The organism is Leptotrichia buccalis C-1013-b, assembly GCF_000023905.1.
GTDB classification, from domain to species: Bacteria; Fusobacteriota; Fusobacteriia; order Fusobacteriales; family Leptotrichiaceae; genus Leptotrichia; species Leptotrichia buccalis.
This window is the reverse complement of sequence record NC_013192.1, coordinates 1,014,514-1,030,672: the sequence shown is the minus strand read 5'-3', so window position 1 is coordinate 1,030,672 and position 16,159 is coordinate 1,014,514. Positions and strand designations below refer to the sequence as shown.

At 26.5% G+C, this 16,159-nt stretch carries 19 protein-coding genes; all 19 read left to right on the top strand.

The window, feature by feature from the left end; genetic code table 11:
* The first annotated feature begins 167 nt into the window (after positions 1-167).
* The 19 genes from LEBU_RS11850 to LEBU_RS04635 all read left to right on the top strand — a co-directional run bounded on the left by LEBU_RS11850 (position 168) and on the right by LEBU_RS04635 (position 16,142).
* On the top strand, positions 168-626 hold the full coding sequence (locus LEBU_RS11850; protein ID WP_157859506.1) for a hypothetical protein: 459 nt from the start codon (positions 168-170) through the stop codon (positions 624-626).
* Between the two features lie 172 nt (positions 627-798).
* The gene (locus LEBU_RS04715) at positions 799-1,272 is read left to right on the top strand and encodes a hypothetical protein (protein WP_015769190.1); all 474 of its coding nucleotides are present in this window, start codon (positions 799-801) and stop codon (positions 1,270-1,272) included.
* A 183-nt stretch (positions 1,273-1,455) separates the two neighbouring features.
* On the top strand, positions 1,456-1,923 hold the full coding sequence (locus LEBU_RS04710) for a DnaJ domain-containing protein (protein ID WP_015769189.1): 468 nt from the start codon (positions 1,456-1,458) through the stop codon (positions 1,921-1,923).
* Positions 1,924-2,003: 80 nt separating this feature from the next.
* Entirely contained in the window at positions 2,004-2,819 is an 816-nt protein-coding gene (locus LEBU_RS04705; protein ID WP_015769188.1) for an FHA domain-containing protein, read from the top strand.
* 27 nt (positions 2,820-2,846) lie between these two features.
* Positions 2,847-4,517, top strand: coding sequence for a contractile injection system protein, VgrG/Pvc8 family (locus tag LEBU_RS04700; RefSeq protein ID WP_015769187.1), 1,671 nt, complete (start codon positions 2,847-2,849; stop codon positions 4,515-4,517).
* Positions 4,518-4,531: 14 nt separating this feature from the next.
* Entirely contained in the window at positions 4,532-5,353 is an 822-nt protein-coding gene (locus LEBU_RS11580) for a hypothetical protein (RefSeq protein WP_015769186.1), read from the top strand.
* A gap of 7 nt (positions 5,354-5,360) precedes the next feature.
* The gene (locus tag LEBU_RS04690) at positions 5,361-6,305 is read left to right on the top strand and encodes a tetratricopeptide repeat protein (protein WP_015769185.1); all 945 of its coding nucleotides are present in this window, start codon (positions 5,361-5,363) and stop codon (positions 6,303-6,305) included.
* Between the two features lie 28 nt (positions 6,306-6,333).
* Positions 6,334-6,471 carry a hypothetical protein gene (locus LEBU_RS11845; RefSeq protein WP_015769184.1) on the top strand — a complete coding sequence of 46 codons (138 nt, stop codon included), beginning with the start codon at positions 6,334-6,336 and terminating at the stop codon, positions 6,469-6,471.
* Positions 6,468-6,668, top strand: a complete 201-nt coding sequence (locus tag LEBU_RS04685; protein WP_015769183.1) for a hypothetical protein — start codon at positions 6,468-6,470, stop codon at positions 6,666-6,668. Before LEBU_RS11845 ends, LEBU_RS04685 begins: the two co-directional genes overlap by 4 nt.
* Before the next feature lie 7 nt (positions 6,669-6,675).
* Positions 6,676-7,638 carry a tetratricopeptide repeat protein gene (locus LEBU_RS04680; RefSeq protein ID WP_015769182.1) on the top strand — a complete coding sequence of 321 codons (963 nt, stop codon included), beginning with the start codon at positions 6,676-6,678 and terminating at the stop codon, positions 7,636-7,638.
* Positions 7,639-7,723: 85 nt separating this feature from the next.
* Positions 7,724-8,002, top strand: a complete 279-nt coding sequence (locus LEBU_RS04675) for a hypothetical protein (protein ID WP_162009825.1) — start codon at positions 7,724-7,726, stop codon at positions 8,000-8,002.
* 7 nt (positions 8,003-8,009) lie between these two features.
* Entirely contained in the window at positions 8,010-8,945 is a 936-nt protein-coding gene (locus LEBU_RS04670) for a tetratricopeptide repeat protein (protein WP_015769180.1), read from the top strand.
* 17 nt (positions 8,946-8,962) lie between these two features.
* Positions 8,963-9,196: a hypothetical protein gene (locus LEBU_RS12175; protein ID WP_015769179.1), complete on the top strand. Its 234-nt coding sequence runs from the start codon at positions 8,963-8,965 to the stop codon at positions 9,194-9,196.
* A 116-nt stretch (positions 9,197-9,312) separates the two neighbouring features.
* Positions 9,313-10,260 carry a tetratricopeptide repeat protein gene (locus LEBU_RS04660; protein WP_015769177.1) on the top strand — a complete coding sequence of 316 codons (948 nt, stop codon included), beginning with the start codon at positions 9,313-9,315 and terminating at the stop codon, positions 10,258-10,260.
* A gap of 12 nt (positions 10,261-10,272) precedes the next feature.
* Entirely contained in the window at positions 10,273-11,655 is a 1,383-nt protein-coding gene (locus LEBU_RS04655; RefSeq protein WP_015769176.1) for a DUF4280 domain-containing protein, read from the top strand.
* A gap of 45 nt (positions 11,656-11,700) precedes the next feature.
* Positions 11,701-12,792: a hypothetical protein gene (locus LEBU_RS04650; protein ID WP_015769175.1), complete on the top strand. Its 1,092-nt coding sequence runs from the start codon at positions 11,701-11,703 to the stop codon at positions 12,790-12,792.
* A 45-nt stretch (positions 12,793-12,837) separates the two neighbouring features.
* Positions 12,838-14,502, top strand: coding sequence for a contractile injection system protein, VgrG/Pvc8 family (locus LEBU_RS04645; protein WP_015769174.1), 1,665 nt, complete (start codon positions 12,838-12,840; stop codon positions 14,500-14,502).
* The gene (locus LEBU_RS04640) at positions 14,495-15,295 is read left to right on the top strand and encodes a hypothetical protein (RefSeq protein WP_015769173.1); all 801 of its coding nucleotides are present in this window, start codon (positions 14,495-14,497) and stop codon (positions 15,293-15,295) included. The genes LEBU_RS04645 and LEBU_RS04640 overlap by 8 nt, the downstream gene beginning before the upstream one ends.
* A complete protein-coding gene (locus LEBU_RS04635; protein ID WP_015769172.1) occupies positions 15,288-16,142 on the top strand; it encodes a hypothetical protein in 855 nt (284 codons plus the stop codon). The genes LEBU_RS04640 and LEBU_RS04635 overlap by 8 nt, the downstream gene beginning before the upstream one ends.
* Positions 16,143-16,159: the final 17 nt, after the last annotated feature.

Sequence of the window (16,159 nt, the reverse complement as noted above, 5' to 3'; positions counted from 1 at the left end):
AAAAATTTAATACGTATATTTTAATTGCTTTGATAATATTAACTTTATTCAAGTTTTTAATCATTTTAAAACCTTTTATAAAAATAAAAGATTTTAGGAAAATATTTTTATTAATATTGAGTTTTTTTTGTGGGAAATTATTTTTATATTTTTTAACAAATTTTTATATGGAACCAAGAAAAATTGTATATAGCACAGATATTATTTATACAAAGAATAATAAGGAGTTAAGAAAAATAATAGAAAAAATGCCAATGGTTAATGAAGTAGAGATAATTGAAAAAGATGCAATAAATTCTTATAGTTCTTATTATGAAAATGAAGGGAGTTTAAAAGATTTAGATGAAATTATTAATGTTCAAATTAAAAATTCTATTGATAATGAAAGTATGGATTTATTAGCAAATAGAATAAAAGAATTTGTAAAATTACAAGATAAAGAAAAAAAATTTATAAAAATATATTTTACAAGTAAAAATGGTTATTACGAAGCATTAAAAATATATGATTTAAAAAATAATGAATTAAAACAAATTTATGTAAGTAAAAATTTACAAGTATCAGAAAGTCTTGGTTTTGTTTTGGTAAACATGTATGTAAAAATGTTAAAAGGTAATGAATTTTAATAAATTAAAAAGAGGTAAGAATAATGGGAGTAGATAGAAAAATTCGATATTCAATTAATGGGAGACATTTAATGGGAGATATTATTTTTTATTAGTGAATTTTAGGAAAAATAGTTTAGGTATTAAAATTAATAGTTTAGATATGTTGGAGCTTTGTTATTTAGAAGAATTTATGGTTCTTGAAGATATGGCTTATCAATTAACAGCTATACATAAAATAGAGAAAAAACGGAATAACTTAGGCGGAAGAAATTTCTTTAAAACAAGTCACTCTATAGCTATAGAGATATTAATTCATATGGATTTGTATATAACAGCAGAAACTAATTTGAGAGTATTTGAAAAATTACCAGAAGAAACCAAAAAATATCTTAATATTCTTAAAGAATATTCTTCTAATATTTCAAGACATACTAAGAAAGCAGACATAGGTGTAGATGTATTTGCAGATCCAGCAAATATTGTTGTGGATATGTATTATTCTAGAAGAAATTTATTAAAATTTATAAATGGAATATGTTATGAAAGAGGAAAAAAATTTTTGACTACTAGAGAAAATTCATCAAATCCATATTATCACTGCTATTATACATGTAAAACGATATATAAAATGGTAGGAAGTAAAGAAAACTTTAAAATAAAATAAGAATAATAAAAAATATTAAAAATAACAAACTTATTATTAACATATGATTAATAAGAGATTATTGATTATAAATTTTTTTAAAACTAAATGAATTTTACAAAAAAAGAGACAGATGATTTTTATATTAGATAAATATAAAAAAACTATATTTTTTAACTAAGACAAGGGAGTGGAGTTTTTATTATGATAAATTATTATAAAATACTAGGTGTTTCAGAAGACGCTGATGCCAAAGAGATAAAAGCCAAATACAGAAAATTAGCCATGAAATATCATCCAGACAGGAATCCTAATGATAAAAAGGCTGAAGAAATGTTTAAGACGGTTAGTGAAGCGTATGAGATACTTGGGGATGAGAATAAAAGAAAAGAATATGATGAGAAAAGGAAGAATAAGAGGAATAGTAATAACAGCCAGAGATTTGATGGGAAAAAATCAAGCAGGGCTGAACAGAATAGTGAATCAGCTAAAAGGGGGGCTGAGGCATTTTTCCGTAATTTTTCAGCAAATCCAAATGATATAAAGAATATGTTTGAAAGTGCTTTTGATGTCAATAATATGAGCAGTTCTGACAAAGATAAAATGAGGGAACATAAAAAAAGTATGGAACAAAGTTTTGAAAACTTTTTTAAACCTAAAAAGAATAAATAAGATAATCGTAAATAAAAACTTTAAAATAAAAAATAAAATTAGAATTTAGGTTTGATTTTAGAAAGAAAGGAAATAATAAAATGCTTTGGAGAATAAGAAGTTTTTTAAGTAGAATAAGAAGTAGATTTTTTAATGTATTTTCTGGAAGAGGAAGCCTGTACAGAGTTGAAAGTTTAAGAAAAAAATCTGTATCTTCCAAGAGAGATAGCGAAAAACCAACTTCGATGTCAGTAGACAAAGGGATTAGAAAATATGAAAAAAGACAAATGGCTGCCAGAGGGGAAAGACAGTATAATTTTTTTAATTTAAAAAATATAATAATTCTGATTATACTATTTTTTACTTTTGTATATATTCATATGGCTGGATATTCTGTGAAAAGTCTATATATTGCAATTTTTATATTTATAGCACTAACATTGTATCTTCTTATAGTCGAAAGATTTAAAGAAAGAGTGGAAGTTAATGATGAGATAAAGGAAATAAAGAATGAGCGTGAAAGAGAACATCATGTATTTTTGGATAAAGTAAAAGAAATAGAGGAAGTCGAAAAGAATCAAATTGAAAATATAATTTTAAAAAATTCAGATGATTATGATATTAAAGTATGGAAGATTGGAAGAGCATCTTCATTGCTGATAGGGAAAAGAACACCTAGAAACAAGGTGGATATAGACGTGAGTGAAGGAGTATATTCAAATTTGGTAAGCAGGGCTCATGGAATGTTGAACAGAGTAAACGGAGTTTGGTACTATGAAGATTTAGGTTCACAAAATGGAAGCGGAATAGAAAAGAAAGATGACAGAAGAAAAATAAAATTAAAAAGAAATGTGCCTGTAAAAGTTGAAAGTGGAGATATAATATATTTAGCAACAACAAAAATATTGTTGAAATAATGATTTGTTCAAGGAAGTAGGTTAAAAATGGAGAATAATTTAAATAATCAAAAGCCAGTGGAGTTTTTTTCGGCAGAAAGAATAAAAATAGAAATAGATGGACAGCAGATACTTTGGAGAGATATGAAACTGGAAATTGATTCAAGGATAGGGGAACATACGATTGGGAAAATAAAGTATATTGGTTCAGTAAACCAGTTAAGTTTATACGATGCCTTGATAGACAGAAGAGGGGATAAGGAGATAAAAATACTGGGAAGAAGTAATATTGCTGATAATACTGGAAATTCAACAGAAAAAATATTTCTAAATGGAGTAATAAAAGAGCTTCAAATAAATGAAACTACAGCAGGAGCCTTGACAGTAGAAATTACAGCAATTTCAAAAAGTATTCTTTTGGATAGAATACCGAGATACCGTTCATTTCAAGATCCAACATTAACTTATTCAGCGATAGCGGAGGAAATAAATGGAAATTACGGTACAAATGATGGAAAAATTGTAAATGTTGGTGAAGATATGCAGGCAGTACCAAGAATGACAATCCAGTATAATGAAACAGACTGGGAATATTTAAAAAGATTGGCTTCATATACAGGACAGCCAGTAATGGCATACTCAGATAAGGTATTTGTAGGATTTTTTAAGAATATGCCAGCACAGACGCCGAACTTAAAGTATTCTCAATTTGGGAAAAGAACAAAAGAAGAGAGAACATATTTTAAAATAACAGGGACAGAAGTTTATCCAGTAGCGACACCAATAAAATTAAAGACTAGAAACAGAGTGTCAGGAGAAGAAGTAGAAAACGATTACTATGTTCTTGAAAATAAAATTTATAATGAGGGAAACACATTAAAATGTGAATATATACTTGGAAAACAGACAGACTACTTTGTAGATCCAATACCGCATGAAAAGATAAGAGGAGCAGTAATAGAAGCAAGAACAGTGCATATTGCAAGAACAGATGAAAGCAAGAGCAATCACGGAAGAAGTGATAGAAGTTCGGATAATCTTGAGGGAAGAAAGATTGGAGCAAAACCACTTAATAAATATATAGAGAAAACTGAAAATAATCAGAATGAAAATACAAAAGAAAAAGTCAAGACAAAAGATATTGCAGTTATGACATTAAATTTAACAGAAGGGCTTATGGATTTGGGAGAAAATGGGCAATCCTTTGAGGATAAGTATGCTGGGAAAAGTTATTTTCCATATGTAACTCCATATAGTCAGACAAATACAGGATTTACACCAGCACCAGAAGTAAATGACAGAGTAGCACTTTATTTTCCCAATGGGAATGAAACAAAGACTTTTGTAATAGGGGCTTTGAATAATGATGGAAATGGAAGATTTACTGATGTAGCTAATAGAAATTATCACGTGGGAGATTCGGACTTTAATATGGTGCTTGCGACTAACAGTTTGTCAACAAGTGTGGCAAGTTCAATTTCACAGACTGCTAGCAGTATATCTGAAAGTGCGGACAGTATTTCAGAGAGTGCTGGGAATATAAGTAATAGTGCTAAAAATTATTCTGAAATTGTGGAAGGAAGTAAAACTCTAATAGCTAATGAAATTTTACAAGTATCTCAAGGAAATACAAATATACAGTCAAATGGAGATACAGCAATTAATTCTAGTGGTTTTTCAGTAGTAAATGGTGGAAGTAATGTATTAATTAATGGATAAGTGGAGGAAATATTTTGGAAAATACTATTTATTTAAATGGATATGAATTTTTATTTGAAAGAGAAATAATGGATTTTTATAATATGAAATCTTATTTAACCAGTTACACATCAAATATTCAGTTGGAAAATCTTGATAGAAATGATGATAATTTAGAAAAAGATTATGAATTTTTTAAATTAATAGAAAAAGATATAGAAATTATTACAAATGGAAAAAAAGTAAATGAGATGGAAAAAATTTCTTTTGATATTTTTTCAATGCTTGAAATATATCTGGATAAGAAAAGTTACTTTTGTAAAATTTTAAATATTGATGAATTAAAAAGAAAGGCAAGTATGATTCAAACTTTTTATATGCAACAAAACCAAGATAATAGATATACAAAAATTTTACAAAATATTGAGAAATATAAAATAGTAATACAAGATGAACAGCTGCTTTTTAATTCTATAAATGATAATAAATTTATTAAATGTTTATTTTGCTCCCCATATTACAGAAATTTTGAGTTCTCTATTAAAGAAAAAGGATTTTATATAGTAGATTTTTTAGAAGATGTAGCTATACCAGTTAAACTTTTTGAAAAAATAAAAGAAAATTATGTCGAAATATATGGAAAAATTGATACTGATAGAATTAGTAATTCGTATTTCAAAGAAAAGTTGAGTAAATTTTTTAAAAAAGAAATAAAGGATTATACATTTTCATATAATTTAAAAATTCATTATGAAAACAAGAAAATTAAGAATGTCTACGAAAAAACAATATTAAAAATGGATAATGATTTAGAATTAACAGAGAAAGTTAAAGTAAAGGGTAAAGAAAAGGAGTAGATAACGAATGAAGAAATTATTATTAATTGTATTGATAATTTTCACAGTGTTTAATTGTAGTCAAAAAGAAAATCAAATACAAATGGCAAAGGAACATATTGAGAAAATAGGGAAAAATCCTACAACAAGAGATATAAACGAGATGTATGATAATGGAAGAATTTATTATGGAAGCAATCCCGAGATGGCAATGCTTTACTTTGAAAGAATAGTAAAGGATAAGCCAGAAGCCTCGAATTATCTTGCAGAATATTATTATAATAAAAAAGATTATGCAAATTATGAAAAATGGGCAAAATATGCGGCGGATAGAGGAATAAGTCCAGCAACACATAATTTTGCATATTATTATGAACAAAAAGGTGATATAGAAAATGCAACAAAATATTATTTGATAGCGGCTAAAAATGGAGATAAAGATTCACGGAACGATTTACAACTTTTATATTTTGAAAGAGGAAATGATAAAGAAACTAAGAAAATTTTGAAAGAATTAGGCGAAAAAGATACTGAAAATGATTTTTTAATTAGAAAAGCTTCTTTTTTTAAGACAAAAGAAAGATATGATAAGAGTTTAGAAATTTACGATAATCTTATAAAAAAAGGGGAAGTGGAAGGCTACACAGAAAAAGGAGTTTTATTTTATGAAAATTTAGGTAAGAAAGAAGAAGGGAAAAAAATACTAGAAAAAGCAATGAACAACGGCAGTTCAATAGCAGCTTTTGAACTAGGAGCAAAATATCTTATAGAAAAAAATTATAAAGAAGCAAGAAAACATTATTTAATAAGATTAGAAAAAAAGAAAAAAGATGAAAGAGCCACTTCTGCAGTAGGATATTGTTATGAAATGGAAGGGAATTATGAAGAAGCAAAGAAATGGTATAAAAAAGCTGTTGATTTAGGTGAAAAGGAATTTGCGTCCGAAAGATTACAAGACATAGGAAATAAGTAAGAAGGGTATTAAATTATGGAAATAATAAATGAAGAGACAGGGTTTAATGATAAGACATATGAAAGCAACTAAAAAAGTGAGACACTTAAGAACACCTAAAAAACCAGATATTTTAATGACATCTCAAGAAAGAATACAAAAAGAATTAGAAAAAAAACAGGAATGAAAATATTAACAAAAGAAGAGGCTGATACAATGGTATGTGATGGAGCTAAACTTAATTTGTCTTCATTTTCATATAATTTAAAAATTTATTATGAAAACAAGAAAATTAAGAATGTCTACGAAAAAACAATATTAAAAATGGATAATGATTTAGAATTAACAGAAAAAGTTGAAGTAAAAGGTAAAAAAAGGGAGTAGATAACGAATGAAGAAATTATTATTAATTGTATTGATAATTTTCACAGTGTTTAATTGTAGTCAAAAAGAAAATCAAATACAAATGGCAAAGGAACATATTGAGAAAATAGGGAAAAATCCTACAACAAGAGATATAAACGAGATGTATGATAATGGAAAAATTTATTATGGAAGCAATCCCGAGATGGCAATGCTTTATTTTGAAAGAGTAGTAAAGGATAAGCCAGAAGCCTCGAATTATCTTGCAGAATATTATTATAATAAAAAAGATTATGCAAATTATGAAAAATGGGCAAAATATGCGGCGGATAGAGGAATAAGTCCAGCAACACATAATTTTGCATATTATTATGAACAAAAAGGTGATATAGAGAACGCAACAAAATATTATTTGATAGCGGCTAAAAATGGAGATAAGGACTCGAAAAATGATGTGATACTTTTGTATATTGAAAGAGGAAATGATGAAGAAACTAAAAAAATTTTAGCAGAATTAGGCGAAGAAGGAACGGAAAATGAATTAATGTTACGAAAAGCCTCTCATTATAAAAGAAGAAAAGAATACAATAAGAGTATTGAAATTTATAAAAAAATGATAGAAAAAGGGTATTCAGATGGTTATATGGGATGGGGACTTTTATTAAATGATATGGGAAAAAGAGATGAAGCTATAAATATTTATAAAAAGGGGATTGAGAAAGGAAATATCCACTCTATGTGTCTTTTAGGTAATATATATGTTAGAGAAAAAAATTATAAAGAAGCAGAAAAGTATTATTTTATGGTTTTAGAAAAAAATGATAAGCACTACAATCAATATAGTATGGGAGCCATTGCTTGGTGTAAGGAACAAACAGGAGATTATAAACAAGCTAAAGAATGGTATAAAAAAGCTGTTAATAATGGATTAGAAAGCCAAAAATATAAAATAGAAGAAATGGAAGAAAAACTAAAATATCAAAAAGATTAGGAGTGAATAATTAATGGAAATAGTAGATGAGAAAACAGGTGTTACATCCTTAACAATAGAAGCATAACTAAAAAAAGTAAGACATTTGAAAAGACCAGAAATGCCAGATATTTTTTCAACTTATAAGGAAGTACAAAGAAGAGAAGAAGAAAAAAGAACAGGGCTTAAATCATTAGCAAAAGAAGAGGCTGATACAATGGTATGTGATGAAGCTAAACTTAATTTGTTTTTATTTTCATATAATTTAAAAATTTATTATGAAAACAAGAAAATTAAGAATGTCTACGAAAAAACAATATTAAAAATGGATAATGATTTAGAATTAACAAAAAAAGTTGAAATAAAAGGTAAAAAAAGGGAGTAGATAGAGAATGAAGAAATTATTATTAATTGTATTGATAATTTTCACAGTGTTTAATTGTAGTCAAAAAGAAAATCAAATACAAATGGCAAAGGAACATATTGAAAAAATAGGGAAAAATCCTACAACAAGAGATATAAACGAGATGTATGATAATGGAAGAATTTATTATGGAAGCAATCCCGAGATGGCAATGCTTTACTTTGAAAGAATAGTAAAGGATAAGCCAGAAGCCTCGAATTATCTTGCAGAATATTATTATAATAAAAAAGATTATGCAAATTATGAAAAATGGGCAAAATATGCGGCGGATAGAGGAATAAGTCCAGCAACACATAATTTTGCATATTATTATGAACAAAAAGGTGATATAGAAAATGCAACAAAATATTATTTGATAGCGGCTAAAAATGGAGATATTGATTCCAAAAATAATTTAATATTTTTATATGTTGAAAAAGGAAATGATGAAAAAACTAAAAAAATATTAAAAAAATTAGGAGAAAAGGGAGATGAAAGTAATTTAATGTTACGAAAGGCAAGTTATTTTAATATGAAAAAAGAATATGAAAAAAGTTTTGAAATATATAAACAAATGATAAAACAAGGATATTCAGATGGTTATATGGGTTGGGGATTATTATTAGAAAAATTAAATAAAAAAGATGAAGCTATAAATATTTATAAAAAAGGAGTGGAGAAAGGAAATATTGATTCTGCATATTTTCTGGGAAATCTTTATATACAAGAAAAAAACTATAAAGAATGTAGAAAATATTATTTAATAGGCGCTAAGCGAAGTGAAAAAGTAGCTACTTCCGCAATAGGATATTGTTATGAAATGGAAGGGAATTATGAAGAAGCAAAGAAATGGTATCAAAAAGCCATTGATTTAGGAGATAATGAAGTTTCGTTTAGAAGATTACAGGATATAGAAAATAAATAAGAAAGGGGAATTAAATTATGGAAATAATAGACGAAGAAACAGGGCTTAATGATAAAACATATGAAATGCAATTAAAAAAAGTAAGACATTTAAGAATACCTGAAAAATCAGATATTTTTTTAACAGCTGAACAATTTAAACAAAAAGAAGAAGAAAAAAGGACAGGGATTAAATCATTAACAAAAGAAGAGGCTGATACAATGGTATGTGGTGGAGCTAATCTTAATTTGTTTTCATTTTCATATAATTAAAAAATTTATTATGAAAATAAGAAAATTAAGAATACCTATGAAGAAACTAAAAATGGATAACACTTTAGAATTAATAGAAAAAGTTGAAGTAAAGGATAAAGAAAAGGAGATAATGAATGAAAAAATTATTATTAATTGTATTGATAATTTTCACGGTGTTTAATTGTAATCAAAAAGAAAATCAAATACAAATGGCAAAGGAACATATTGAAAAAATAGGGAAAAATCCTACAGCTAAGGATATAAGTGATATGTTTTACACAGCAAAGATATATTATGGAAATAATCCTGAAGTAGCTATAATATATTTTGAAAAAGTGGTAAATTATAAGCCTGAATCATTAAAATATTTAACAGACTATTATTTAAAGAAGAAAGATTATAGAAATTTTGAAAAATGGGCAAAAATAGCTGCAGAAAAAGGAATAAATGATATAACTTATAATTTAGCTTATTACTATGAAACAAATGGAAAGATACAAGAAGCTATAGAATATTATATGATAGCAGCTAAAAATGGAGATAAGAGTTCTGAAAACAATGTAGTAAACTTGTATGTGAAACGTGGTAATGATGAAGAAACAAAAAAAATATTAAGAGAATTTGGAAAAATAAAAAGTCTAAAATATTACAAAGCCCAAGTACTGCGTGAAGAAAAAAAATACGATGAAGCAATAAAAATATTTAGACAGATGATAGAAGAAGGAGATTATGATGGCTATGTAGGATGGGGAAGTTTGCTGGAAGATTTAGGAAAAAGGGAAGAATCGATGGAAGTGTATAAAAAAGGCTCTGAAAAAGGGAATTATACTTCTATCTTTATTTTAGGAACAAAATATGGACAAGAAAAAAAATATGATGAGGCAAAAAAATATTTTTTGATGGCAGTTAAACTTGCACCAAATAATGAAGAAAAAGCAGATTCTTTAGAGCTATTAGGGCTTGTATATGAACGTCAGGAAAATTTTAAAGAAGCACGAGAATATTATAAGAAAGCAATAAATTTAGGGAATGAACCTGCAAAGGAATTATTGAAAAATTTAGAGAACGATAAGCAATTTTAGAAAGGAAAAATAATGAATGAAGAAATAGAAATAGAAAAAAGGCTTGCACGACAGTATAGAAGAGTAGCTCATAGACATAAAGGACTCGTAAGATTTCCTGATGAATTTAAATCAAAAGAGCAATTAAAAAAAGAAGAACAAGAAAAAGGTTATAGATATCTTTCTAATCAAGATGCAGATACAATGGTATGTGATGGAGCAAATTTAATTTGTTCTCACTGTAAATTTTCAAATATAGGTGCACAAGATAATCCGTATACTATTGAGAGAAAATACGAAAAATTTATTAGATTTAATGTTCCAGATTATATGGCAGGAACATTTTTGATGGGAGGGAATGCTGCGGGAACAACTTTTTGTGTACATGCCGATAATTTTGATCCAAATCCTGAATTGGAATGTCAAGAAGGTAGAAAATGTGCTATAAAGGCTTTTGCTAATGAGTGGACAAATGTATCTCAATTAGTTTTAATGAACGGGTTTGAAGCCCTAACTAAAGATTCTGTTTTAACTTGTAAAAAATATCCTGGAGCTAGAATAACAGTTTTAAACAATGGGCAAAATGCGGATATTCAATATGCCTGGGTTGAAAAAGCACTTACTGATGTAGGACTTAATGCAAATAGAAGAAAGAAAATTCTAATATTTGTATCAAGATTTCAATTTGTAATTGGATTAGTGGAAGTAGGCGGAGGAATTTTTACAGGAAATGGATTATTAGTTTTAGATGGTGCAAGAAATATGTTTGATGGAGTTAGAAGTTACGAACAATTAACAACAGGTGAAGATATATTAGTTAGATTTCAAACAGAAGTTGTTGGTATACCAGAAGATACAGCAAAAGGATTTGCAATACTTTATGATGGTTATGAAATATTTGAAGGAGTTAAGGGAATGGCTGGAAGTAGTTATGTAGTTTTAAAAAAAGTTAAGAATTTTAGTTTTGATGATTATATTGTAAATCAGCCAACAAATATAAATGCTAGAGAACTTATAAATAATGCATATGATATTTCAAGTCAAACAATAGATGTATCCAAAAATGAAAATGCTGTTAAAACTATGCTTAGGCTTAGTCCTAAAAGAGCAGATAAATTTAAAGAATATCTTTCTAGACCAAATAAGCAAGCAAAAATAAATAAGCTTAACATAAGTAACCAAGGATTGATAAATTTGGAAAATCAAAGAAGTTTTCTTATTAATAGTGCAACAGTTAAAGATTTTAATTATGCAAAATTGAAAGAAACTCAGGAGTTAATATCTGATGTAATAACTAATCCAATAAGTATGACATTAAGTCCAGTAGATACAGCTAAAAGTGTGGCGGATTTAAAAATTGAATATTTAAACAGAAGATTTGGAACTAGCCGAAGAATAATAGAAAAAATAAAATAAATATTTTATTTTAAAAATTTTAAATATTTATGGAAAGAAGAGAATATGAAAAATTTATATCAAAGTAAATCAAAGATTATACAATATGATGGTAAAATAAAAAAAACTTTAAAAAATGAAGAGATGTTATATGAAATAAAAAAAAACAAAGAAAATGAAATAACATATTATAAAATAACAAATAAGACTGATTATCAAGAAATAAGTAGTGATATAAGCTTTAAAAGACATTTTTATAATGAAGTGTCAAAAGAGTTTACTCCTTTAAAAATAGAATATGAAAATGATACTTTTGTAATTACAAATAAAAAAGATTTAATAAATAAATTAGATAAGAAAACTTTCGATTATTTTAGAAAATATCCATCTAAAGCTTTGGAAGTAAATACAATATTAACAAAAGCGAAAGAAGGTTTAAAACTAGAAAATTTAGAAGCTGAAATAGAAGAAGAAAGTATTTTACAGTATCTTTTTAAATTTGATAAAATAAAAAAAATAAGAGATAATACTTTAGAATCAGAGAGTTTAGAAATTATTTATGGTTGGGGTGTTCCAACAACAATAGAATATAAAATTCAAAGCATAGATGATAAAAGAATAAAAATAAATTTTAAAGAGATCTTAGATAACAGTAGGATTAAGTTTGAAAAATTTAAAGAAATATTGATAAAATTATTTGAAATTCCTGTAACTTCAGAATTAGAATTAGAATTTTTTATAGAAGGATATTATATTTATAATGAATATGAAGATATATTAGAACAAATAGAAGTCAATAAAGAAATTAAGCTTTTTAATATCACAACAGTGTCTAAAAGAACTTTAGAGCTTCTAGAAATTTTAGAAATTGATGAAAATATGAGAAATAAAGGAAGAACATGTGATGAGGCTGTTGGGGAATTGTTTGAATATTTGGATAAAATGGGGCGTAAAAAGGAAATTGATAGACAGGAATTTGAAAATTTTGTGGATGGGATAGCACTTTCAGAAAAGCCTAAAATTTTTAAGACATTGAAACGGTATATAGAAACGAATAAAATAGGATTTTTGGAACTTTTAGAAGGAGAAAGAGATAGGATATATATTTCAAAAGAAGATGTTTTGAAAGTTCTTGAAGAAATATTTGGAGAATTATAGTAGAAATGATTAAAGAAACTGATTTGTAAAAGGAGTGATGTAAAAATGGAGAATAATTTAAATAATCAAAAGCCAGTGGAATTTTTTTCAGCTGAAAGAATAAAGATAGAAATAGATGGACAGCAGATACTTTGGAGAGATATGAATCTTGAAATAGATTCAAGAATAGGGGAACATACAATTGGGAAAATAAAATATATGGCATCACCAAATCAGTTAAGTTTATACGATGCCCTGATAGATAAAAAAGGCGACAAGACAATAGTAGTTACAGGAAGAAGCAACATATCGGACGAAGCAGGAAATGCTACAGATAAAATATTCTTAAATGGAGTGATAAGTAAATTTAGGATAAAGGAAACAAAGGCAGGAGCGTTGGCAGTTGAGTTAGTGTGCAGTTCAAAGAGCATACTTCTTGACAGAATACCGAGATACCGTTCATTTCAGGATCCGACACTTACGTATACAGATATAGCACAGGAAGTGAATAAAAATTATAATGATGGAGAAACATTGGTAAATGTAGGGGAAGATATGAAAGAAGTCCCAAGAATGACAATCCAGTATAATGAAACAGACTGGGAATACTTAAAGAGAATAGCGTCGTATACAGGACAACCATTGATGGCAAACTCAAACAAAGTTTTAGTAGGATTTTTCAAGAATATGCCAGCACAGACACCAAACTTGACATACTCATATTTTGGAAAGGAAACGGAGGAGGAAAGAACATATTACAGGGTAGAAGGAACGGAAGTGTATTCAGTATCAACCCCAATAAAATTAAAAATTAGAAACAGAGTATCAGGCGAAGAAGTGGAAAATGACTACTATGTAATAGAAAGCAGAATATACAATGAAGGAAACACCTTAAAGTGCGAATACAAGCTAGGAAAACAGACAGATTATTTTGTAGATCCAATACCGCATGAAAAGATAAGAGGAGCAGTAATAGAAGCAAGAACCGTGCATATTGCAAGGACAGATGAAAGTAAGAGTAATCATGGAAGGACTGATGGAAGTTCGGATAATCTTGAAGGCAGAACAATTGGAGCAAAACCACTTAATAAGTATATAGAAAAAGCTGAAAATCAAAATGCAAACGTAAAAGAAAGAGTTAAAGCAAGTGATATAGCTGTAATGACATTAGATTTAACGGAAGGATTGCTAAAATTGGGAGAAAATGGGCAGTCTTTTGAAGATAAATATGCTGGAAAGAGTTATTTTCCTTATGTAACTCCATATAGTCAAAGTAATACAGGATTTACACCAGCACCAGAAGCAAATGACAGAGTGGCACTCTATTTTCCGAATGGAAATGAGACACATGCAATAGTTTTAGGAGCGGTTAATAATGATGGAAATGGTAGATTTACTGATGTGGCCAACAGGAATTATCATGTTGGGGATTCGGACTTTAATATGGTGCTTGCGACTAATAGTTTGTCAACAAGTGCGGCAAGTTCAATTTCACAGACTGCTAGTAGTATATCGGAAAGTGCGGACAGTATTTCAGAGAGTGCGGGGAATATAAGTAATAGTGCTAAAAATTATTCTGAAATGATACAAGGAGTAAAATCTATAATTGCTCAAAATATCAATAATACATCTACTGAAAATACAACTTTGATCTCAAATAATAACACAACTATTATTTCTTCTGGGACTTCTAAAGTTGCAGCTGGAGGTAAGGTGTTAATTAATGAATAAAGTTACAGAAAATTTAGTAAAAGAAAAATATAAATATGTAAAGTTATTTGAAATTAATACTAAAAATAACCAATTAAAAGATGATGAACAGTGTGATATCATTTTAGAAAAATTATCAGAGGTAGAATATGAAGCAAAGAGATATTGTGTTTATAGAATTAAGGAACAATACCATTTATATAGAACAGAATATTTAAAAGAAAAAATTTTTAAAAATTTTATTTTTGATGAATTAGAGATATTAGTAAATGAAAATTTTGAATTAGTTGGAATTTTAAATGTTGAAGAAATTTTAATAAAAATAGAATTAGTACAAGAAGAAATTAAAAAAATTGAAAATGCCAATTTAAAATTAACTTTTGCAATGCTAAATAATTTTAGAAAGTTAGTTAAAAATAATGAAATATTCACTATTTTTATAAAAAAAAGAAGATTTTACAACCTATTTTATAATGATCTATCTAATAAGAAATTAGATATAAAAGAAATTGTTTCATATTCAATTCCTATGTTGTTAGATCACCGTAAAAATGATGGAATTAATACAATAAAAGGAAGAATTAATTATTTGAAATTAAAAAAAGAAAAGTTAAAAAAAGAAATTAGAAATAAATATAAAATAGAATGGGAAAATTTAAATCTTGAATATGAAAGATTTATTTTATTTGATAATAAAGGAATAACTTTAAAAGTTGATGATGTAATTAAATTAATTAATAAACAAGAAACAGATGAAATAAAAAAGATTATTTATTTTAAAAGGGAACTTTTAGAAAGGTATGATAATGATTAATGAAGTTGTTTTAAAAAAATATTTTTGTGAAAAAAGACAAGATTATACGGTTTTAGAAATTTTAAATTTAGAAGGGGCAGAAAATTTTAATATAGTTCGACAAAGTAAAATAGGCATATTAGATTTAAAAAAAAATATAGTTGGAATTGAATTTTATAATAATAATAATAATAATAATAATAATAATAATAATATTAAAAAAATAGAATTACAGATAATGAAAGAAATATTTGATGAAAATAATATTTATATTTTTGATTTTAATGATATAAATAATCCTAAAATTTTGAACAAATCATTGATTATTGAAAATATAAATAAGAATCTTTTTAAATTTTTTCAAAATAGAAATGAATTTTCTGTTCAAATTCATTTAACGATATATAATTTAAAAAAATTAATATCAAAAAAGAATTATCTTGAGATATTATTGTTTACCGAATCACCAATTAGTTTTTTATTTTTAGATATTTATAATCAAAAATTTAATTATGAAAAAAAAATTGAGATAGAATATTTAATAAATACATTGTTAATAGATGAAATTACGCCATTAAAATTGATATTTAAAATAAACGAAAAGTATCTTGATACAGAAAATATAAAATTAAATTTTAAAATGGATTATGACAGTAATAAAATGAGTAAAACTCTTTTAATTTCTAAAATAAGAGAAAAGTTAAATAAAAAAATGTGGGAAAAAATAACATTTAATTTAGAGATTTTTGGATATTATATTTTAGATAAAAATAATTTTCAAATAAAGGAAATAGAAGTAATAAAAATTTTGGAAGTAGATGGTAGAAAATATAGAGAATATTTTAAAATTGATTTAGTAAAGAAATAAAAGGAGGATGTAATTTA